The organism is Alteriqipengyuania triglochinis, from assembly GCF_054655655.1.
Genome location: NZ_BAAHNC010000006.1, coordinates 67,520 through 86,859, shown reverse-complemented (window position 1 = coordinate 86,859; position 19,340 = coordinate 67,520). Strand labels below are relative to the sequence as shown.

Annotated in this window: 18 protein-coding genes and 1 tRNA gene; 10 read left to right on the top strand and 9 right to left on the bottom strand. The window is 66.5% G+C overall.

What is annotated here, in order from left to right; all coding sequences use genetic code 11:
• The first annotated feature begins 65 nt into the window (after positions 1-65).
• From ACYQ0L_RS14425 to ACYQ0L_RS14415, 3 genes are all read left to right on the top strand, one after another.
• Positions 66-141: transfer RNA gene (locus ACYQ0L_RS14425), tRNA-Trp, on the top strand.
• A 59-nt stretch (positions 142-200) separates the two neighbouring features.
• Positions 201-641 carry a VOC family protein gene (locus tag ACYQ0L_RS14420; RefSeq protein WP_459790052.1) on the top strand — a complete coding sequence of 147 codons (441 nt, stop codon included), beginning with the start codon at positions 201-203 and terminating at the stop codon, positions 639-641.
• 198 nt (positions 642-839) lie between these two features.
• A complete protein-coding gene (locus tag ACYQ0L_RS14415) occupies positions 840-989 on the top strand; it encodes a hypothetical protein (protein WP_459790051.1) in 150 nt (49 codons plus the stop codon).
• Between the two features lie 84 nt (positions 990-1,073).
• On the opposite strand, the gene ACYQ0L_RS14410 is transcribed toward ACYQ0L_RS14415, so the two are convergent.
• Entirely contained in the window at positions 1,074-2,606 is a 1,533-nt protein-coding gene (locus ACYQ0L_RS14410) for an alanine/glycine:cation symporter family protein (protein ID WP_459790050.1), read from the bottom strand.
• Between the two features lie 238 nt (positions 2,607-2,844).
• Here ACYQ0L_RS14410 and secE point away from each other — a divergent pair, with 238 nt between their 5' ends.
• Positions 2,845-3,069: a preprotein translocase subunit SecE gene (gene secE, locus ACYQ0L_RS14405; RefSeq protein WP_459790049.1), complete on the top strand. Its 225-nt coding sequence runs from the start codon at positions 2,845-2,847 to the stop codon at positions 3,067-3,069.
• Positions 3,070-3,092: 23 nt separating this feature from the next.
• Complete coding sequence (gene nusG / locus ACYQ0L_RS14400) at positions 3,093-3,629, top strand: transcription termination/antitermination protein NusG (protein WP_459790048.1); 537 nt, start codon at positions 3,093-3,095, stop codon at positions 3,627-3,629.
• Between the two features lie 30 nt (positions 3,630-3,659).
• On the opposite strand, the gene ACYQ0L_RS14395 is transcribed toward nusG, so the two are convergent.
• On the bottom strand, positions 3,660-5,270 hold the full coding sequence (locus ACYQ0L_RS14395; RefSeq protein WP_459790047.1) for a DUF5597 domain-containing protein: 1,611 nt from the start codon (positions 5,268-5,270) through the stop codon (positions 3,660-3,662).
• Between the two features lie 189 nt (positions 5,271-5,459).
• Here ACYQ0L_RS14395 and ACYQ0L_RS14390 point away from each other — a divergent pair, with 189 nt between their 5' ends.
• Complete coding sequence (locus ACYQ0L_RS14390) at positions 5,460-5,648, top strand: hypothetical protein (protein WP_459790046.1); 189 nt, start codon at positions 5,460-5,462, stop codon at positions 5,646-5,648.
• Here ACYQ0L_RS14390 and ACYQ0L_RS14385 read toward each other — a convergent pair.
• A complete protein-coding gene (locus ACYQ0L_RS14385) occupies positions 5,645-6,376 on the bottom strand; it encodes a CPBP family intramembrane glutamic endopeptidase (protein ID WP_459790045.1) in 732 nt (243 codons plus the stop codon). The two genes, ACYQ0L_RS14390 and ACYQ0L_RS14385, sit on opposite strands and share 4 nt — an antisense overlap.
• 173 nt (positions 6,377-6,549) lie before the next feature.
• Here ACYQ0L_RS14385 and ACYQ0L_RS14380 point away from each other — a divergent pair, with 173 nt between their 5' ends.
• The 3 genes from ACYQ0L_RS14380 (at position 6,550) to rplA (ending at position 9,697) form a co-directional block, all read left to right on the top strand.
• The gene (locus tag ACYQ0L_RS14380; protein ID WP_459790044.1) at positions 6,550-8,133 is read left to right on the top strand and encodes an alpha-L-fucosidase; all 1,584 of its coding nucleotides are present in this window, start codon (positions 6,550-6,552) and stop codon (positions 8,131-8,133) included.
• A gap of 434 nt (positions 8,134-8,567) precedes the next feature.
• Entirely contained in the window at positions 8,568-8,999 is a 432-nt protein-coding gene (gene rplK, locus ACYQ0L_RS14375) for a 50S ribosomal protein L11 (protein WP_010234086.1), read from the top strand.
• A 2-nt stretch (positions 9,000-9,001) separates the two neighbouring features.
• Positions 9,002-9,697: a 50S ribosomal protein L1 gene (gene rplA / locus ACYQ0L_RS14370; RefSeq protein WP_459790043.1), complete on the top strand. Its 696-nt coding sequence runs from the start codon at positions 9,002-9,004 to the stop codon at positions 9,695-9,697.
• A gap of 65 nt (positions 9,698-9,762) precedes the next feature.
• On the opposite strand, the gene ACYQ0L_RS14365 is transcribed toward rplA, so the two are convergent.
• The 5 genes from ACYQ0L_RS14365 to ACYQ0L_RS14345 are packed head-to-tail and all read right to left on the bottom strand — an operon-like array spanning position 9,763 to position 16,630.
• Positions 9,763-12,333, bottom strand: coding sequence for a DUF2339 domain-containing protein (locus ACYQ0L_RS14365; protein ID WP_459790042.1), 2,571 nt, complete (start codon positions 12,331-12,333; stop codon positions 9,763-9,765).
• A 56-nt stretch (positions 12,334-12,389) separates the two neighbouring features.
• Complete coding sequence (locus ACYQ0L_RS14360; RefSeq protein WP_459790041.1) at positions 12,390-13,310, bottom strand: GNAT family N-acetyltransferase; 921 nt, start codon at positions 13,308-13,310, stop codon at positions 12,390-12,392.
• On the bottom strand, positions 13,310-14,287 hold the full coding sequence (locus tag ACYQ0L_RS14355) for a polysaccharide deacetylase family protein (protein ID WP_459790040.1): 978 nt from the start codon (positions 14,285-14,287) through the stop codon (positions 13,310-13,312). The genes ACYQ0L_RS14360 and ACYQ0L_RS14355 overlap by 1 nt, the downstream gene beginning before the upstream one ends.
• Positions 14,288-14,331: 44 nt before the next feature.
• Complete coding sequence (locus ACYQ0L_RS14350) at positions 14,332-15,090, bottom strand: competence/damage-inducible protein A (protein ID WP_459790039.1); 759 nt, start codon at positions 15,088-15,090, stop codon at positions 14,332-14,334.
• A gap of 16 nt (positions 15,091-15,106) precedes the next feature.
• Positions 15,107-16,630 (bottom strand): flavin-containing monooxygenase, encoded by a 1,524-nt coding sequence (locus ACYQ0L_RS14345; RefSeq protein ID WP_459790038.1) that lies wholly within the window; start codon positions 16,628-16,630, stop codon positions 15,107-15,109.
• A 115-nt stretch (positions 16,631-16,745) separates the two neighbouring features.
• Between ACYQ0L_RS14345 and ACYQ0L_RS14340 the strand changes: the two genes are divergently transcribed.
• The gene (locus tag ACYQ0L_RS14340; RefSeq protein WP_459790037.1) at positions 16,746-18,767 is read left to right on the top strand and encodes a TonB-dependent receptor; all 2,022 of its coding nucleotides are present in this window, start codon (positions 16,746-16,748) and stop codon (positions 18,765-18,767) included.
• Here the strand turns inward: ACYQ0L_RS14340 and ACYQ0L_RS14335 are convergent.
• Entirely contained in the window at positions 18,755-19,300 is a 546-nt protein-coding gene (locus tag ACYQ0L_RS14335; protein ID WP_459790036.1) for a DUF421 domain-containing protein, read from the bottom strand. The two genes, ACYQ0L_RS14340 and ACYQ0L_RS14335, sit on opposite strands and share 13 nt — an antisense overlap.
• Positions 19,301-19,340 lie beyond the last annotated feature (40 nt).

Below are 19,340 nucleotides of genomic sequence, written 5' to 3'. Positions count from 1 at the left end.
CTGGTGCATCGCGGATCAGTGCTTGCCAAGCGGCGCGGCCCGCCGTAGAGCGCGCTTCCGCCTGCAGGGGTGTAGCTCAGCTGGTAGAGCATCGGTCTCCAAAACCGAGGGCCACGGGTTCGAATCCTGTCACCCCTGCCATTTTTTCGCGGTCATCGCCCGTATTCGGGCTGGCCGGCCGACCAGCGGGAAGTTCAATCTTGGAATATCTCCACACCATGATCCGGGTCAGCGACCTGGACGAATCGCTTGACTTCTTCTGCAACAAGCTCGGACTGGTCGAAACCTCGCGCAAGGATGTGGAAGCGGGGCGCTTCACGCTCGTCTTCCTCGCCGCACCGGGCGATGCGGACCATGCGCGCGAGGCGCAGGCCCCGCTGGTCGAACTGACCTATAACTGGGATCCGGAAGAATATGCGGGCGGACGCAATTTCGGCCATCTCGCCTACCGGGTCGAAGATATCTACGAGACCTGCCAGCGGCTCCAGGATCGCGGCGTGACGATCAACCGCCCGCCGCGCGATGGCCACATGGCCTTCATCCGTTCGCCCGACGGCATCTCGATCGAGCTGCTCCAGAAGGGCGAATCGCTGCCTGCGCGCGAGCCGTGGGCGTCGATGGAAAATACCGGTACCTGGTAAGCCCTTCGGGGCCCTGCGCCCCGATTGCCACATCAGCGGAATTTTGCGCCCCGCCGGGAACTCCCGCGGTTTGCCTTGGCTTGCCCGCATTTTGCCGAGTCGACCAATTGTTCCCGGCAGCGGCGAGGGAACCGGACCTGCGACACGTGCATTTTTCAGGTCACACCGCACGCAAGTGCTGATTTCAGGAGTTGACCAATGTCGAGCATGCCTTTTCGTAGCAGCCGCCCGGACAGCTGGACCACCCCGCGTTCCTACAGCGACGCATCGCTGCGCATGATGAAGTACGGCAAGATCCAGCCCATGCACCAGCCAACCTTCTGGCAGCGTCTGTTCGGCGCCGTCTGAGGCCTACCCCATTCGAAATGAAAAGGGCCGGGGCGCACATCGCGCTCCGGCCCTTTTTCGTGGTCCGGTCGGACGTCCCGCGGATCAGACTTCCGCTTCGACCTCGGCGGGCGGGGCATCGGCCTCGTGCGTCGGGCCGGCGTCCTTCTCGCCGCGTGCCAGCTTGAACACCACGCCCGACAGCATGGCGAGGGCGAGGATGTTGGGCAGCAGCATCGTGGCGTTGGAGATGTCGCCGAGCCGCCAGACCAGCTCGCTAGGCTGCGCGGCGCCGATGAAGATCACCACGCACCACAGGATGCGCCACGCGATGTGGAGCTTCTTCTCGTTCGCACGGGTCGCGGACTTGCTGACCCGGTCGTAGATGAAGGTGATCGCGCGTTCGCCGTAATAGCTCCAGGTGAGCAGGGTGGTGAACACGAACAGGATCAGCACGATCGAGGCGACCAGCGTCCCGATCGGGATCGCGCCGATCATCGCCGGGAAGGCCGCGGCAAAGGCGCCGCTGGTCATTTCGAAACCGACGCGGTCCGATTGCCATGCATGCAGCACCGCCTGGCCTTCGTGCATGAAGTCGCCGCGCACGGTCAGGATGACCAGCGCGGTCATGGTGCAGATCACGATCGTGTCGATGAAGGTGCCCAGCATCGCCATGCGGCCCTGCACTTCGGGATCGTTGGTCTGCGCAACCGCGTGCGCGATCGGCGTCGAACCCTGGCCCGCCTCGTTCGAGAACAGCCCGCGTGCCACGCCTGCGCGGATCGCCATGATGATCGCCGCGCCGGTGAAGCCGCCGACTGCGCTCTGCGGGTTGAACGCACCGCTGAAGATCAGGCTGAAGGTTTCGGGCAGGTCGCCGAAATTGAGGATCAGCGCGATCACCGCCATCACGATATAGGCCAGCGCCATGAAGGGCACGACGCTCTCGGCCACGCGCCCGATCGATTTGATCCCGCCGATGATGACGACGAAGACGAGAATGGCGACGATCAGTCCGCCGAGCCATTCTTCCAGCCCGAAGAGTTCCTGCAACCCGTCGGCGACCGCATTGGCCTGGATCGAGTTGCCGGTGACCAGCGCGGAAAACAGCGTGCCGACGCAGAAGACCACGGCGAGCCACGTCCATTTCGGGCCGAGGCCCATGGTGATGTAGGTCATCGGACCGCCGCGATAGACGCCGTCGGGCGTCCTCTCGCGATAGCGGATGGCGAGCGAGCCCTCCGCAAAGGCCAGCGCCATGCCGAACAGGGCGGTGATCCACATCCAGAAGATCGCGCCCGGCCCGCCGAGCGCGATCGCCGTCGCGACACCTGCGAGGTTGCCGGTGCCGACCTGGCCCGAAAGCGCGGTGGAAAGTGCGGCGAAGGGCGAGATTTCGCCGCTGCCCACACCCTTGCGCCCCGGGAACAGACCCTTGATCGCGCTGCCCAGCTTCACGATCGGGTAGAAGCGCAACCCGATCATGAACCACAGGCCCACGCCCAGCAGGATCAGTGCGAGCGGCGGGAAGGGCAGGACCTCCACGCCGTTCCATTGTCCGCCCCAAATCAGGTCGGATACGTTGGTGACCGGTGCGACCATGCGATCGCCGAAAGACATCTGCGCTTGCGCAGCCATTTCCAAAATTCCCCCGAGTGCGTCCCTAAAGACGCGGAAGCTAGAGCCGGTCCCCTCGCAGCGCAACGGATTTCCCGGGGTGCTTGCGTTTGTATCCATCCGGGCCTAGATGCGGTCGGGTCTCAAGACATCGAAGCCGCAGACCCGCCCTCCGATCAGCCGATCGCGAAGGCGATCCCGGCTTCCCGAAGGAGACGCGACATTCTGGTACGACACTCATCAGGTGGATACGGCAAGCATGGCTGGAAATAGCAAGGCCGAAGACGGCAAGCGCAGGACATCGCCGGGCGAATTCGCCCGCCAGGTGCGCGCAGAGGCGAGCAAGGTCGTCTGGCCGACCCGGCAGGAGACGGTGCAGACCGCGATCTTCGTCAGCATCCTCGTGCTGATCCTGTCGGTCTTCTTCCTCGGCATCGATTCCCTGTTCGGGGCCGTCGTCCGCTTCCTTCTCACGCTCGCCTGAGCCTCCTTCCCGCAGGACTTCCCATGGCACGCTGGTACATTATTCACGCCTATTCCGGTTTCGAGAACAAGGTTCGCGACGCGATCATCGCCGAGGCGGAACGCCTCGGCCTGTCCGAAGGGGTCGAGGAGGTCGAAGTGCCGACCGAGACCGTGACCGAACTCAAGCGCGGCAAGAAGGTTCAGGTCGAACGCAAGTTCATGCCCGGCTACGTGCTGGCCAAGCTGAACATGACCGACGACATCTATCACCTCGTCAAGAACACGCCGAAGGTGACGGGCTTCCTCGGCGCCGGCGCGAAGCCGCAGGCGATTTCCGAGAAGGAAGCCGCACGCTATTTTGGCGGTGTCGAAGAAGCCAAGGCCGCGCCCAAGAAGGACATCAGCGTCGATTACGAAATCGGCGATCAGGTCAAGGTGCTCGACGGGCCCTTCGCCAGCTTCAACGGCGTCGTGGAAGAGCTCGATTTCGACAAGGCGAAGGTCAAGGTCTCGGTCTCGATCTTCGGCCGCGCGACCCCGGTCGAGCTCGACTTCGAGCAGGTCGAACTGGTCAAGTAAGGCGGCGACGGGCGGCGCAGCCCGCCCGCGCTATTCCAGCACGCCCATCTCGATCCTGAGCCACACCGGCTCGGGCCCGAAGCTGAATCCGTAGTCGATCTGGTCGCCGTTCCAGCGGCGGCGCATCACCCATTCGCCATCGACGAAGCGGCCTTCCTGCGCCTCGATAATCTCGCCCTGCTGCCCCGCGCCCACCTCGGCCAGCGCGATGCGCAGCTTCACGTTGCGCCCGCCGACCAGGAACACGTTGTCGGACAGTTGCGCGGTGACCAGCCCGCCGGTCGGCATATCGGCCAGCGGATGCGGATCGCGCTCGATCCAGGTCCAGTCGTCCTCGCCGAATGCCCAGCGGCCATATTGCGCGGTCAGCTGCCAGCGGCCCATGACATGCGTCTGGTCCGCTCCATCCTCGCTCCTCGCCGTGCCCCATAGCGGGCGATCGCGCGCGATCCGCGCCCATTCGCGCGGCATCTGCGCGAACAGGCGGTACGGCGCGGCAAACGCTTCCAGCGTGTCCTCGTCGAGCTCCTTCGCGCCGAGCGGATAGTTGGAATAGCCGGTGCCATCGATCCCGAAGGGGGAGAACAGCACCGCGCCGCGCCCCATCGCAGGCCAGATGAAGCGCGCATACTCGACCGCGTTGCCGATTTCGGGCACCATTAGCGGGCCGTAGTCGGCGTAGCGTTCCAGATAGGTCTCCACCGCCGCCGGATCGCGGGTGTAGATATCGGGCGCGAAGGCGGAAATGTGCGGCGCGGCGATCTGCCAGACAGGCAGCGCATTCCAGTTGGGCCCGCCCGAAGGACCGACATCGCCGCCTTCGTCGGTAAAGGCATCGCCGAGCGCGGCATTGACGAACATCGGCAGGTCCTTCTGCGCCTGCCCCGCCGCCGCGACCGTGTCGATATAGCGTGCGACGTACCAGCTGTTGAAGAATTGCGCCGCACGCGGGCCGAAGGCTTCGGACCAAGACCTGCGCGGCACCCCGAGCCCGCGCGCCAGCTCTGCCGGGATCGGGCCGTCGAACAGCGCCTGCGCCGCCGGGCTGCGATCGCGATCGAGCCCCCAGCTGCCGCTCTCGTTCTCGACCTGCACCATCACCACCGTATGCTGCGGATCGACCTTGGCGACGTGGCGCATCAGCGCGGCAAAGGCGCGCGCATCGGCCTGCATGGTCGCCTCGCCATGCGGGCTGAGCACGACATGCGCCGACCCGTCCGCCTTGCGCATGCGGGCGAAGCGCTGCGTGTCGCGCTTGACCCACGCCGGCACGTAGGACGGGCCGGTGTTCTTCCACGTCCCGTACCACAGCAGCACCAGCCGCATATCGCGTGCCCGCGCCCCGGCCAGCAGCGTGTCGACGAAGGCGAAGTCGAAGCGCCCCTCCGCAGGCTCGACCTGCTCCCACGCGACCGGCATCAGCAGCGTATTGGCGTCGATCCGCTCAACCGTCGGCCAGACTTCGTCCAGCATGGCGGCATAGTTCGACGAATTGTTGGGCTGCGCGCCGAGCATCAGGAACGGCGCGTCATCGACCAGCAGCGCGCCCTCTTCGAAGCGTGGCAAAGGCTGTGCGGCGGTGCCGCTCGCCCATGTCAACGCAGCGACCAGAGCGGCGAATGCAAACCGGATACTCATCATCTAACGCGCTCCCCTCTCGCGGTTTGGTTGCGCTATCATGCGCGGCTATCGGGGGAAAGTGACCAGCTTGCGAGCGTGGACCGCGAACCGCGCAGACCCCTTTTCCAAAGAGGGTGTCGGCCCCGCTCGCGATATTTTGCCACCCGCTACTGGGCCGATCGGTCGGACTGCAGTACAGGCTTTACCGCCGTGCGCACACGCCCCCGCATCTGCAACCGCAAGCAGCGCTACGCGACCCGCGAGGCCGCCGAACTCGCCGCGCGCGACGCGCCATTCAAACTGCGCGCCTATCGCTGCGAATTGTGTCGCCGCTTCCATCTCACCAGCCGCACCAAGGGGATGAAGACCCCCCGGCACGAACTCGATCGCGAGCTCTAGGAAATCCAGCCGAGGCTCTGCGCGTAGGCAAGGCTCAGCATGATCGTGTCGACCGCCGCGTGGGCGAGGATGCAGGCCCACAGGTTGCCGCGATTGGCGAAGCGCAGCCACGCGAGAAACAGGCCGATCGCCGCCGTCACCAGCACGCCGCCCCAGCCCTGATAGAGATGTGGCAGGCCGAACAGCGCGGCCTGGATGATCGCGGCGGGCCACTTGCGCCCGCGCATTCCGCGCAGCCGCATCAACCGATCGATCAGGAAGCCGCGATACAGCAGCTCTTCCCCGAACCCGGCCGCAAACCACGCGACCAGCACGACCCACAGGGCGAAGCTGAGCGGGCTCTGGGTGACGTAATCGAGCACCAGCGACACGTCGATCGGCGGCAGCCCGATGGCATCGATCACCACCGCACCGATCCCGAACAGCGCGATGATCGCGCCGGTCCCCAGCGCACCCAGCCCCAGCGTGCGAACCATGTTGAGCGGGGGGCGGATGCTCCACGCCTGCCTCACGCACCCGTCGGCGCCGAGCCACAGCCGCGCGACCAGCAGCGCGGCCACCATGCTCGCCACGATCGAGCCGAGGAAGCCTGCATTGGTCTCGCCGAAAATCAGGATCGGCGGGATGGTCGCCAGGAAATAGGCAAGCGCGACGGTCGCCAGCTGGATGGAGAACCGCAGCCAGCTCAATCGGCGCAGGCGGTTTCTGGCGAGGGAGCGCTGCTTCATCTAACCCTATACGTGTAGGATCGGCGGTGGTTTCGCAACCGACCGCTTGTAGGGGCGACCCGCCTCGGGACGGACCGTGGCGAGACCGGTGCCAGTCGATGAAGATGCGTCGCTTGTCCGCAGGCGGCGGGCGTGCAACGCACAGGTATTTGCTGGGCAGGGGAGAGGTTTCGATGCGACGCAGGGACTGGCTGAAGGGTGCCGCAGCGCTGCTGGCTTCCTCGCCGGGCACGCTTCGTGCGCAGGCGAGGCTTGCCCCCGGCCCGGTCGAGCCGACGATGGAGAGCTTGCGCGAACACTTCGTGGTGCCCGACTGGTACCGCGATGCGAAGCTTGGCCTATGGGCCCACTGGGGTCCGCAATGCGCGCCCGAAGCGGGCGACTGGTACGGGCGGCACCTCTATCTCGAAGGCGAAGAGCAGGCGCAGGTCCACCGCAGGCTCTACGGCCATCCGGCGGATCGCGGCTTCATCGACGTCATCGCCGGATGGCGCGCCGAAGAATGGGACCCGGATGCGGTCTTCGGCGCCTACAAGGCGGCGGGGGCGCGGTTCCTCGTCGGCATGGCGTGCCACCACGACAATTTCGATCTCTTCGCGAGCCCGCACCAATGGAACGCGACCCGTATCGGGCCGGGGCGTGATCTCGTCGCCGGATGGGCCGCTGCCGCGCGCCGCCTCGGCCTGCCATTCGGGGTGAGCAACCACGCGAGCCATGCTTGGCACTGGTGGCAGACCGCCTACGGCTACGACACGGTCGGCGCGCGTGCGGGCGAGCGATACGACGCCTGGCGGCTGACCGCTGCCGACGGGGCGGGGACCGCGTGGGAAGGGCTCGATCCGCAGGCGCTCTATACGGGGCCCCGCATGGTCCCGCCGGCCGGGCTGCAGAGCCCCGAGGCGATGCGGCGCTGGCATGACGAAACCTCTGGCCAGTGGAGCGAGGCCGCGCCGCCGGACGATCCCGGCTATGCCCTGCACTGGCTGGCGCGGCAGATGCAGCTGGTCGAACGGTACGAGCCCGACTTTATCTATCAGGACAGCCACTATCTTCCCTTCGGCCCGATCGGGCAGATGGCCGCCGCGCATTTCTACAACCGGGCGATCACACGGACCGGGGCCTTTACCGGGGTCATGAGCGCAGGCTTCCGCCAAGGCGAGGGGACGCTCCACAACTTCGAGCGCAAGGCGGCCGAGGAGATCCTGCCCGAACCCTGGCAGGCGGCGACCTGCATCGGCGACTGGCACTACAACCGCGCGCGGTTTCGCGGCCGGTCTTACGTCGGTGCGGCGGACGTGATCCGCCAGCTGGTCGACGTGGTGTCGAAGAACGGCACGCTGCTGCTTTCCGTCCCGGTGCGCGGCAACGGCACGCTCGACCCGCTGGAGCAGGCCATCCTCGCCGAACTGGGCCAATGGATGGGCCGCGAGGGCGAGGCGGCCATCTATGGGTCGCGCCCGTGGCGGGTGTTCGGGGAGGCGCAGGGCGGCGGTGTGCGATACACGCGCAAGGGTGGGACTCTGTTTGCGAGCCTGCTTGATCCGCAGGCGGGCGAGCTTGCGCTGGCCTCGCTCGGCACTGACAAATTGCGCGGTGCGCGTGTCGGGGCGGTTCGGCTGGTTGGCGGTGGCCCGGTTCCCTTCGATCAGCGGGGCGATGCCCTATCCGTGACGATCGATGCGCGAATGGCGGGCGGGACGGTACCGGTGCTGGCCATCGAAGGCGTGTCCGCCAGCTTTGTGGGCCTCCCCGCCTGACAGGCCGACGATTCCCCTTGGGGCCGGGGTTTCCTACTCCGGCCCGCGCAGCGATGATCGGTGCGCTCGTCCTGCGACGGACGCGAAAAAACGGGCCGAAAAGGCGCAATGTGTCACCCCCATGCAGGGTCTGACGAAGGAACATGAGGTATTTCAAAGTGTTGAGCCGGAGTTGTGCAGGGTGACACATGGGTGACACGTGTCACCCTGTCGCTCGACGATCGTGCCTGGTAAACCGGGTTGCGGCGGGCTCGCATCGCTCTCCTGCAGGGCGGCGAATCGCTTGCAATTGGCGGCAAAATCGCTATCTGCGCCGCTTCCCGAGCACAGCTTTGGAAAACCCGATGCGGAAGGCGATCATCGATCGCCGCTGACCGCTTACCATGAGCGTGGGCCGCAAGGCCCCACGCGACAGTGAGAAAAGGAGGCCTCTCATGGCCAAGAAGATCGAAGGTTACATCAACCTTCAGGTGCCCGCCGGCACCGCCAACCCCTCGCCGCCGATCGGCCCTGCGCTGGGTCAGCGCGGCGTGAACATCATGGAATTCTGCAAGGCGTTCAACGCCGCGACGCAGGACCTTGAAAAGGGCGCCCCGATCCCGACGAAGATCACGGTCTATGCCGACCGCAGCTTCACCTTCGTCACCAAGAGCCCGCCCGCCAGCTTCCTCATCAAGAAGGCGATGAAGATCAAGTCGGGCTCGAAGGAGCCGGGCAAGAACATCATCGGCTCGATCAAGACCAGCCAGCTGGCCGAGATCGCCGAGACCAAGATGAAGGATCTGAACGCGAACGACATCGATCAGGCGGTCAAGATCATCGCTGGTTCCGCCCGTTCGATGGGCATCGAAGTGGTGGAGGGCTGATCATGGCGACGCTTAGCAAGAAGCAGAAGACGCTGGCCGAAAAGCTCGACGCGGAACAGCTGTATACCTTCGACGAAGCGCTCGGCCTGCTGCGCGAGCACAAGGCGAAGTTCGACGAGACCGTCGAAGTCGCGATGAACCTCGGCGTCGATCCGCGCCACGCGGACCAGATGGTGCGCGGCATGGTCGCGCTGCCTTCGGGTACCGGCAAGGACGTGAAGGTCGCGGTGTTCGCCAAGGGCGACAATGCCGAGAAGGCTCTGGCCGCCGGTGCCGACAAGGTCGGCGCGGAAGACCTGATGGAAGACATGCAGGCCGGCAATCTCGATTACGACCGCGTGATCGCGACGCCCGACATGATGGGTGTCGTCGGCCGCCTCGGTAAGGTTCTGGGTCCCAAGGGCCTGATGCCGAACCCGAAGCTGGGCACCGTGACCCCGAACGTGGAACAGGCCGTGAAGGACGCCAAGGGCGGCCAGGTCGAATTCCGCGTGGAAAAGCAGGGCATCATCCACTCGGGCCTCGGCAAGCTGTCGTTCAAGGACGAAGACCTGAAGACCAACTTCAAGGCCTTCACCGACGCGATCGTCAAGGCGAAGCCCTCGGGCGCGAAGGGCAAGTACGTCAAGAAGGTCACGCTGACCTCCTCGATGGGCCCGGGCCTGAAGATCGACCTTGCGGAAGTCGAAGGCGCGTAAGCCTTTCACTTCATCCGAATTTTAAGGGCCGGGGGAGCGATCCTCCGGCCCTTTTCGTGCATGCTCTAGGTCGATCGCAGCAGGCGGCTGTAGACCCAGCCGATCCCGATCAGGCTGAAACCGAGCGCGAGGAAGCTCGCCACGCGGAGCAGCCCTTCGAGGCCCGCCGTGTCGATCAGGAACACCTTGGCCACCGCGAACAGCATCAGCACCAGCGAGCCCACCCGCCAGCGCTGCTGGCTGCTCCACCACCCCCAGGCCAGGAAGGTGAGCGCGATCAGGATGCCCAGCAGCGACCTGAGCAGATCCTCGGTCTCGCCCATCGGCACGGCGGTCAGGATCGATCCGGCAAAGGCCTGCCGCAACAGGCTGAGCCCCAGCACCAGCGCCAGTGCCATCAGCACCGCGTCGCCTGCCAAGCGTCCCCAATCGAAGCCCGCCCGCACGATCTCGCGCCCGGCGAGCCAAGCCGCGAGCGCGCCGACCGCATAGGAGGGGAGTAGCAGGTTCGCGACCGGCAGGGTCCCGACCGCCTGCCCATCCCACAGCGGGTTGTGCAGCACGAAGCCGAACCACGCGAAATGGGCGAGTGAGACGGCGACCAGCGCGCGGCCCGTCCAGCGAGCCCATCCCGCGGACTTCGCTTGGGCAAGGGCGAGCATCCCGTAGCCGGCCCCCAGCAGCAGCCCCTGCCAGATCGTCCGCTCGATCACGCCGCGCGCCACGAAGGCCTGCGGATCGTCAAAGGGAAACAGCTGGCGGAAGGCGATATGCGCGACCACGAGGCCGAGCGCGATCGCAATGGCTCCGGCGGCGATCCGCAGGCTCCGCCTCGCCGTGTCGAGACGCCAGCACACGAGCGCCGCGAGCAGGGCGACGGGCACGATCCGGTTGGCGACCGATGCGAGCGATGGCAGGTCGGTAGCAGGTGCCGGTGTGCCCGCCAGCGCGGGGGTCAGCGCCATCGACCAGTCCGAGATGGTCGGCAGCGCCCAGCCCGCCGCGATGCCCAGCAGCGCCAGGGCGGTGTGATGCCATTTCGGCAGCGCGAGCGTGATCGCACCCGCCACCAGCGCGAGTGCCCAGCCGACCGCGATGTTGGGCAGCAACGCGATCAGCGCGAGATAGATGATCAGCGCGATCGCACCGCCGTGGCCCCACACGAAGCGCTCGGCCGAGGCAATTCGTTCGAACGCCACCGTGGTACCGACTGCCAACCCGCCGAGTGCGACGATGCCGAAAGTCAGCAGCAACTGCGTGCTCTCGCCGGCATGGAAGTGCCCGGTGGCCAGCGCGGCGAGCGCTGGCGGGACGAGGATCGCCTGCCAGCGATCTGCCTCCCTTGGCTGGCCGAACCGGGCGAGCGCGGCGGGCACTGCTGCGCACAGCAGTGCCACCCCAGCGGCGATCAGCGCAAATTCGCGCGCCGGTGCGCCCCAGAAGGCAAGCATCAGCAAGGCGACTGCGGCGGCGAAACCGCCTCCCCGCCGGATAGCGGGCTCGCGCCAGCCGAGTACCGCCAGCGCGATGAGCAGCAGCAGGTACAGCCCCCAGGCTAGCAGGCTAAATTCGTCGATCGCCAGCAGCACCGCGAGCTGGATGCTCGCGAGCGCCGCCGCGGCGGTATAGCTCCACGAGCCCGATTGCGATCCGCGCAGCGCGACTGCCGGGACGGCGGTACCCAGAACGACCAGGTACAGGCCCGAGGCGAAAAGCTCGGCGGTGCCCGCCGGCATCGCGCCCAGCACCAGCGTGCCCCAGCCGAACCCGCCCAGCAGCGCGACCAGCCCCAACCAGGCAGCCCCCATCCGCTGCCCGGTATAGGCGATGCCAGCAGCAAGCAGCGCGAGGTAGAAGGTGAGCAGCGGCAGGTTGGGATCGTCGCTCGAAACCATCGCGGGGGTCGCGAAGCCCCCGACGAGGCCGAGCAGCGCGGTGGGTAGGCCGAAGCGGAAAGCGAGACCCAGCGCCAGTGCGGTCACCAGTGCGAGCCCGCCGAACGCGATGCCCGGCCCGATCAGCGCGTACACCGATCCGGCGAGGTAGAACGCGGCATAGAGCGTCGCCAGTCCGGCACCCGCGAGGGCCTGCCCGATACGCGGATCGGCCAGCCGCGCCGCGAACCTGTGCGCCATCTCCGCCGCGATCAGCAAGATGATGCCGAAGACGAAGCTGGCTGCGACGCGCACCAGCGGCGTCATCAGGCCGCTTTCGATCGCCAGCCGCACCAGGAAAATGCCGCCGATCGCAAGGGTGATCCCGCCCGCCCAGATCGGCAGGCGCCGCCCGAACATTTCCTCGAAATCGAGAGACTTGCCGCCGCTTTCCTCGGCGACGGGCTCAGGAACGTCTCGGGTTTCGCGTCCGCCCGGCGTTGCGGGTTCGGAGGTCTCGCGAATGGGCAGCGCTTCCGCCCGCGGTTCTCCGACGGCTTCGCCCGCCCCGACGGGTTGCGCTGCAGTCTTTTCGATCGGCCGGGTGCGAACGCGCTCCTCCTCGGCGCGCGGTTCGCCGATGCGCCATTCGAGCGCATGCATGCGTTCTTCCAGCTCGGCGTGGGAGGCGCGCAGCGCCTTGAGCTGGGACCACAAGGCGGCGATGACCGCGCCCAGCACCAAGAACAGCAGAAAATCCAACGGCGAGACCCCTCCAGATAAGGGGTGCTAGCCGGTTCGGAGCTTCGCGCAAACCGTCAGCTGCGCAACAGCTTCCTCGCCGATGAGAGCGCGCCGCTTCCCTGCGCCAGCGTCTTGGCCTGCGCAACGGCGGCGTCGAAGCCGTCGCGCGCGTGCAGCAGCGCGCGGTTCGCCAGCGTAGGCCGCAGGAGGATGAAGGAACAGCACGCGACGCTGTCGGTGCCGAACATCGCCTTATGTGCGCCTTCGCCCTCGGTGAAATCGAAATAGCGGAAACGCTGTTCGGCAAACAGCATTCTCAGCGCTTCCATCTGCAACACCGTGCCCGGTGACAGCGCGCCATGCGCCGGATCATATCCCAGATGCGCATAGACCAGTGTTTGCCCCATCACCGGCAGCGAAAGGTAGGCGACTGGCTCTCCGCCGAGGAACAGCAGGAAGCAGCGGACCATGTCCGCTGCCGCGTCTTCCAGCAGTGCGCGTCGCGCGGTGTCGCTATCGGGCAGGCCCGCATCGAGCAACCGCGCCTGATAGGTCTTTTCCGACAGGGGAAGTGCCAGATCGAGGAACCGGGCGACATCGGATGTGCTCGTATAGGCTCGAACGTCCAGCGAGCCGCCATCGGCCGCGGCGAACTTCTTCGCCTTGCGTCGTAGCGTGCTGCGCGTCTTGCTGGAAAAGCGCGCCAGGTAGTCGTCGAATCCGCCCTCCATCGCGATGTAGTGGCGCCGGAAATTCTCCCGCGCGCCTGCAATGTGGCCGGGGTGTTCGGCGACGATCGAAGCGGCCATGTCCTGCGGTGCCGACAGGACCCGGATACCGTCGGCGCCCGAATCCGGGCGGGACGGAAACGCCCCGGGCGGAGCGCCCGCGAGAATCTCCTGCAGCGAGAACGTCATCGGCTCCAGCCGCCGATCCACGGAGAACAGGCGCCGTGCGCCCAATGTAAAAGCGACCGGGATGCGTTCGGCCGCCATCACAGCGCGCCATACAGCGTGTTCGACACTGCCTGTTCCGCATACCGCATCCCGACCGCCAGCGTACTGGCAGGGGCGGGCTGGGGCATGTCGGAGCGCTGGAAGACGCGTAACGGCGGCGAATTCACATAATCGGCGGTCCAGATCCCGTGGGTTTTCTGGAGAGTCCTGCACAATCCTTCGAACCGGTTGCGAACCACCTTGTTGATCGCAAGGCTGCGCCGGTTGATCAGTTCGAAACTGTGCGAAACGAGCGTGAAACAGGTCATCCGGCCATCGCGGGCGTGATGCAGCGCGGCGCGCATTTCCCTGAGCGAGAGCGCGGTAACCTGCGCGTGACGCAGCGTGCCCCCCAGATCGCCGACGCAGGACACCGGCACCTCGATGATGCCTTCGTACAGCAAGGGCTGGTTATCGGTGCTCTGCAGGCCGAGGTCGCTGTCGCCGCCAGCGATGCCGGGCGTGTGGCTGCTGTCGTAATGCAGACCGATTTCGCGCAGGGCGCGCAGGGTGTTGCGATTGGCGCCGTAATTGCCGGCGCGAAAGGCCACCGGCGCGGGCGCGCCCGCCGAAACCAGCGTATCGCGGGCCCATGCGAGGATGCGGCATTGTTCCTCGAACGGGAAATCCTTGATGTTGCGGCCGCTCATCCCGGCAAAGGGGCCGTCGGGCTGGGCCTTGTCGAGCCATTCGGTGTGGCAGTGTAGCTGCACATCCTGCCCGGCCGCGAGGATCGGCGCGACGACATCCTCGATCGCGGCCACGCCCCATACCAGCGCGGGCATCGGATCGACGAAGAACACCGCGCGCTGATCGTACCGCACGAGCAGATCGAGCTTGTGGGTGATCCCTGCCGGGCCGTCGGGCGTGATGCAGGCGATCGAGCGCGCGAAGTTCTCGGCCCGATCGACCGGGCACGGGCCGTGTGGCAGCGCGCTGGAATATTCCGTGTCGATGGTGAGGTAGACGCTCGTCATGGCATGACGGGTGCTAGCAGGCTCTGGTTAAGAGCACGTTTGGCTCAGATCCCGCCCGCCACCGGGGGGTAGCCCGCCTCTGTCAGACGATCGCGAAGATCCTTCGCGCAATCCGCCAGAGCATCTGCATCGGTGGAGCGGATCACGAAATTCGCCCCCACCTTGCCTTCGCGGAAGAACGGGTAGCTACCGATCTGGCATTCGGGATTGCGCTTCACGACCTCGCGCAGCAGGCCCGCCACTTCGCTCTCGGCGGTCCAGCAGCCCATCGTCTCGCTCTTCAGCGGTGCGCCGCCCTCCAGCGTCCCGGTCAGCGCGTCGAGCATGCCGGCGGTGATGTGGGGGACCCCCGCCATCAGGTGGATATTGCCGACCTTGATCCCGGGCGCCCCCGACATGCGATTGGGGATCAGCTCCGCGCCTTCGGGCACGCGCGCCATGCGCAGCCGGTCTTCGGTCAGCCCGCCCGGCTTGTCTGCATAATAACGTTCGAGCGTAGCGCGCGCCTCCGGGTGGACGACCACGTCGACGCCCAGCGCCGCCGCGATCGCGTCCACCGTGATGTCGTCGTGCGTCGGCCCGATGCCGCCGGTGGTGAAGAGGTAGTCGTTCCTTTCCCGCAGCGTGTTCACCGCCTCGACGATGCGGTCCTGCTCGTCCGCCACCACGCGCACTTCGGCAAGACGAATGCCCTGCACCTGAAGCCATTGCGCCACCTGCGCGATGTTCTTGTCGTGTGTGCGGCCAGAGAGGATTTCGTCGCCGATGACGACGAGGGCGGCAGTCCAGATACGGTCGGTCATGGGGAGGTTACGCGATCTAGCCGGGGGTGCGGGCGGTGGTGGAGCGGGCGGGGGCGGCATCGTCTGCCGGGGCGTGCGGCAGGGCCTTGAAGTGGAGGATGCCGTCGTCGATCGGATCGGACTTCATCTGCTTGCGGTCGACCCGGTAATCCTGGTTGAGCCGCCACGGGAAGGCGACCGCGTTCCTGGGCATGATCGCTTTCGAACGCTGGATATAGCCCGACGAGAAATCGAAGATGTCGTCGTCCTCCAGCGCATCAGCCTGCTCCGGCGACAGCGCGGGCACCGCGATATCCGCGCCCTTGGCGTCCATCGTGTTGAGCACGTCGCACACATAGGCGGCGTTGAGGTCCGCCCGCAGCGTCCAGCTGGCGTTGAGATAGCCGAACACCACCGCGAGGTTGGGCAGGTTCGAGAACATGCAGCCCTTGTAGTAATACCGCTGGGCGAAATCGACCGGCTCGCCATCCACCGAGACCGCGATCTTGCCCGCGATGGCAAGCTTGAGCCCGGTCGCGGTGACGATGATGTCGGCGGGAATCTCGGTCCCGTCCTCCAGTATCACCGCCTGTTGCGCGAAGCGCGCGATCCGCCCGGTGACGACCTGCGCCTTGCCGCCCTTGATCGCTTCGAACAGGTCGGCATCGGGCACCAGGCAAAGGCGCTGGTCCCACGGGTCGTAAGGCGGGGTGAAGGCGGCCGCGTCGTAGGCATTTCCCAGATGCCCTTGCACCTTGCTGGTCAGGAATGCCTTGACCTTCTCCGGCCTGGACTGCGCGCGCTTGAAGCCGATGTCCTGCATCAGTACGTTCTTCCAGCGGGTTATCCGGTACGCTGTGCTCTCCGGCAGGACCTTGCGCAGGAAATTGGCGATGCCGTCACGGGCCGGGCGGCTGAACATCCAGGTCGGCGTGCGCTGGAGCATGGTAACATTGGCCGCCGTGCCCGCCATCGCGGGGACGATGGTGACGGCGGTCGCGCCCGATCCGATCACGACGACGTTCTTGCCTTCGTAAGCGAGATCGTCGGGCCAGAACTGCGGATGGACGACTTCGCCCTGGAACTCGCCCAGTTCGAATCCGGGATCGTACGGCTCGTCGTAGTCGTAATAGCCCGAGCCGAGATAGAGCCAGTTGGCGGTCAGCCGCTTGCGCTCGCCTTCTTCGGTGACGACGGTGACCACCCAGCGCGCGCTCGCGCTGTCGAAGTCGGCGGCCTCGACCCGCATGCCGAAGCGGATCTTCTCGCGGATGCCGCGCTCATCCACGATGCGGTCCAGATATTCGAGGATCGAGCGGCCGTCCGCAATGCTCTTCTCGTGCCGCCAGGGCTCGAACACGAAGCCGAGCGTGTGCATGTCGCTGTCAGAGCGGACCCCGGGATAGCGGAACAGGTCCCACGTACCGCCCAGGCGCTCCCGTCGTTCGAGGATGGCGTAGGTCTTGTCCGGACAGAGCTGTTCGAGGTGGGCGGCCATCCCGATGCCGGAGATGCCTGCGCCGACAATCAGCACATCGAAATCGTTGCCGGTGTTTTCCATCAGGTCCGCTTCCATCTCCGTTGTGCCCCGCAGCCTATCGCAAGCCCGCCGCGATGGCGAGAGGTGCCTTTGGTCCGTGGCTGACGGGCGGGGCGTCGCAGGCTAGGGCATCGCCATGAACCGCGCCCCCCTTCCTCTCGCCGCCCTTCCTCTCGCGACTCTCGCCGTACCCGCGATCGCACAGGAGGCGGGCGAGGACAGCCGCGAACCAGTGATTATCGTCACCGGCCAGGGTCTGCCCGATACGCCCGCGAGCCCGGCCTACGGCACGGTCGAGATCGACCGCGAGCGCGTTCTGACCGTGCCGTCTGGCAGGATCGAGGAGGCGCTGGCGGGCGTCGCGGGCTTTCAGCAGTTCCGCCGGTCGGACAGCCGCTCATCCAACCCGACCGCACAGGGGGTGACGCTGCGTGCGCTCGGCGGGAATGCCACCAGCCGCGCGTTGGTGACGCTCGACGGGGTGCCAGTGGCCGACCCATTCTTCGGCTACGTGCCCTTCGCGGCCCTGCTGCCCGAGCAGGTCGGGCGGATCGCGGTGACGCGCGGGGGCGGCTCGGGGCCCTTCGGTGCAGGGGCGCTGGCTGGGACGATCGCGATCGAAAGCCTTGCACCCGAAGCGCAGGCGCCGCTGGGAGCGAGCGTGCTGGTGAACGATCGCGGCGAAACAGAGGCTGCGGGCAGTTTCGCCGCTGCGCTCGGCCGTGGCTACGCGACCGGCGCGATCCGCTGGGACCGTGGGCCGGGGTTCTACACCGCGCCCGAAAGCCAGCGCGTGCCTGCCAGCGTGCCCGCGCGGTTCGACAGCGTCTCTGGCCAATTGCGCGCGCTCGCTCCGCTCTCGGACGATCTGGAACTGCAGGCACGGGTGCTCGCCTTCGACGACGCGCGCACGCTGCGCTTCGACGGGGCGGACAGTTCGGCAAGCGGGCAGGACGCCTCGCTGCGCGTGGTCGGCCGCGGGCGCTGGAAGGTCGATGCGCTGGCTTATGTGCAGGCCCGCAATTTCTCCAACCTCGTCATCAGTTCGAGCCGGTTCGTGCCCGTGCTCGACCAGCGGAAAACGCCCTCGACCGGGCTCGGGGGCAAGATCGAGGTGCGCCCGCCGGTCGGCCCGGCACACACGCTGCGTCTGGGCGTCGATTATCGCCGGGCCGAGGGCGAGCTGCAGGAGGAGCCGATCAGCTCCTTCACCGGCAATGTCACCGCGCGGCGGCGCGCGGGCGGCGTTACCAGCGATTTCGGCATCTTCGTAGAGGACGACTGGGAAGTAGGACAGCTGATCCTGACCGGCGGTTTGCGAGCGGATCGCACGGCGATCGCCGACGGCTTCTTCCGCGAGACCACATCAGACGGGGCGATGGTGCAAGATGATCGTTTCGCCGACCGCAGCGACTGGACCGTCACCTACCGGGCCGGTGCGCTTTTCCGCATGGGCTCTACGCTGGACCTGCGCGCGGCGGCCTATAGCGGGCTGCGGCTGCCCACCCTCAATGAGCTGTACCGTCCCTTCGTGGTCTTCCCCGTAGTGACGCAGGCCAATGCCGGTTTGCGCAACGAGGAGCTGCGCGGGTTCGAGGCGGGGATCGACTGGCGGCCCGTACAAGGCGTCGCATTCAGCCTCACCGCCTTCGACAACCGGCTGGACAGCGCGATCGCCAATGTCACGATCGAGCCGAACCTGCGCCAGCGCCGCAACCTGCCCGCGATCGAGACGCAAGGGGTCGAGATGGGGCTGCGGGCGGCGCGCGGCCCGATCCGCTTCGACGGCAGCGTGTCCTACTCCGATCCGCAGATCGAGGGGGAGGGTGCCTCGATCGCACTCGATGGGAATGCCCCGCCGCAAAGCCCGCGCTGGTTCGCGGCGGCGTCGCTGACGTATGAGCCGAAACCCGACACGCTCCTATCGCTCAGCCTGCGCCACGTCGGCGACCAGTTCGAGGATGACCAGGAAACCGACGTGCTGCGCGCGTTCACCACGCTGGGGGCTTATGCGCAGATGCCGCTTGTAGGACAGCTCGATCTCGTGCTCCGGGCCGAAAACCTGTTCGACGAGGAGATCGTCACGCGGGTTTCGGACGGCGACGTCGACCTCGGTGCGCCGCGCACGCTGTGGGCAGGCGTGCGCTACGGCTTCTGAAACGCGGGCGCAGGATCGCGGGCGTCGTCGACACCTTCGAGGATCGCGGGGTCGAGCTCCGGCCCGTGCAGCACCGAAATGTCGCCGGTGGTCTCCAGCACCACCGCGCGCACTTCGTCGAAGCTCGTGGTGTTCGATTCGCGCAGCTTGGCGATGATGTCGGACCGGGAAACGCGGGTCTGCGTCATGGCCTCGGTACAGAACTGGCCCTCGACCATCAGCAGTACCGGATCGTTCTGGATCGTTTCCTCGAACGTATCGGACTTCTTGCGGATCTTCGCGATGATCAGCTGCATCGCGAAGAGCGCGAACATCACCACGGCCGCTTGCACGAAGCCCTGCCAGTCGGTCGCGCGGCCCATGCCTGCAAGCACCGTGCCGCTGGCGACGGTGATGACGAAGTCGAAATTCGTCATCTTCGAAAAGCTGCGCAGGCCGACGATGCGGGTCAGCGCGATGACATACAGGATGCCGACAGCGGTCAGGATGAACCCGCGCGCGATCAGGTCGTAGGTTGTATCTTCGAAGAACATCGGTGTGCCTCCTGTGGTCTGCTGAGAGAGGACGTTCCCG

Coding starts and splice junctions, on each gene's coding strand:
- ACYQ0L_RS14415 (WP_459790051.1), top strand. CDS start 840: ATGTCGAGCATGCCTTTTCGTAGCAGCCGCCCGGACAGCTGGACCACC.
- ACYQ0L_RS14410 (WP_459790050.1), bottom strand. CDS start 2,606: ATGGCTGCGCAAGCGCAGATGTCTTTCGGCGATCGCATGGTCGCACCG.
- secE (WP_459790049.1), top strand. CDS start 2,845: ATGGCTGGAAATAGCAAGGCCGAAGACGGCAAGCGCAGGACATCGCCG.
- nusG (WP_459790048.1), top strand. CDS start 3,093: ATGGCACGCTGGTACATTATTCACGCCTATTCCGGTTTCGAGAACAAG.
- ACYQ0L_RS14395 (WP_459790047.1), bottom strand. CDS start 5,270: ATGATGAGTATCCGGTTTGCATTCGCCGCTCTGGTCGCTGCGTTGACA.
- ACYQ0L_RS14385 (WP_459790045.1), bottom strand. CDS start 6,376: ATGAAGCAGCGCTCCCTCGCCAGAAACCGCCTGCGCCGATTGAGCTGG.
- ACYQ0L_RS14380 (WP_459790044.1), top strand. CDS start 6,550: ATGCGACGCAGGGACTGGCTGAAGGGTGCCGCAGCGCTGCTGGCTTCC.
- rplK (WP_010234086.1), top strand. CDS start 8,568: ATGGCCAAGAAGATCGAAGGTTACATCAACCTTCAGGTGCCCGCCGGC.
- rplA (WP_459790043.1), top strand. CDS start 9,002: ATGGCGACGCTTAGCAAGAAGCAGAAGACGCTGGCCGAAAAGCTCGAC.
- ACYQ0L_RS14360 (WP_459790041.1), bottom strand. CDS start 13,310: ATGGCGGCCGAACGCATCCCGGTCGCTTTTACATTGGGCGCACGGCGC.
- ACYQ0L_RS14355 (WP_459790040.1), bottom strand. CDS start 14,287: ATGACGAGCGTCTACCTCACCATCGACACGGAATATTCCAGCGCGCTG.
- ACYQ0L_RS14350 (WP_459790039.1), bottom strand. CDS start 15,090: ATGACCGACCGTATCTGGACTGCCGCCCTCGTCGTCATCGGCGACGAA.
- ACYQ0L_RS14345 (WP_459790038.1), bottom strand. CDS start 16,630: ATGGAAAACACCGGCAACGATTTCGATGTGCTGATTGTCGGCGCAGGC.
- ACYQ0L_RS14340 (WP_459790037.1), top strand. CDS start 16,746: ATGAACCGCGCCCCCCTTCCTCTCGCCGCCCTTCCTCTCGCGACTCTC.
- ACYQ0L_RS14335 (WP_459790036.1), bottom strand. CDS start 19,300: ATGTTCTTCGAAGATACAACCTACGACCTGATCGCGCGCGGGTTCATC.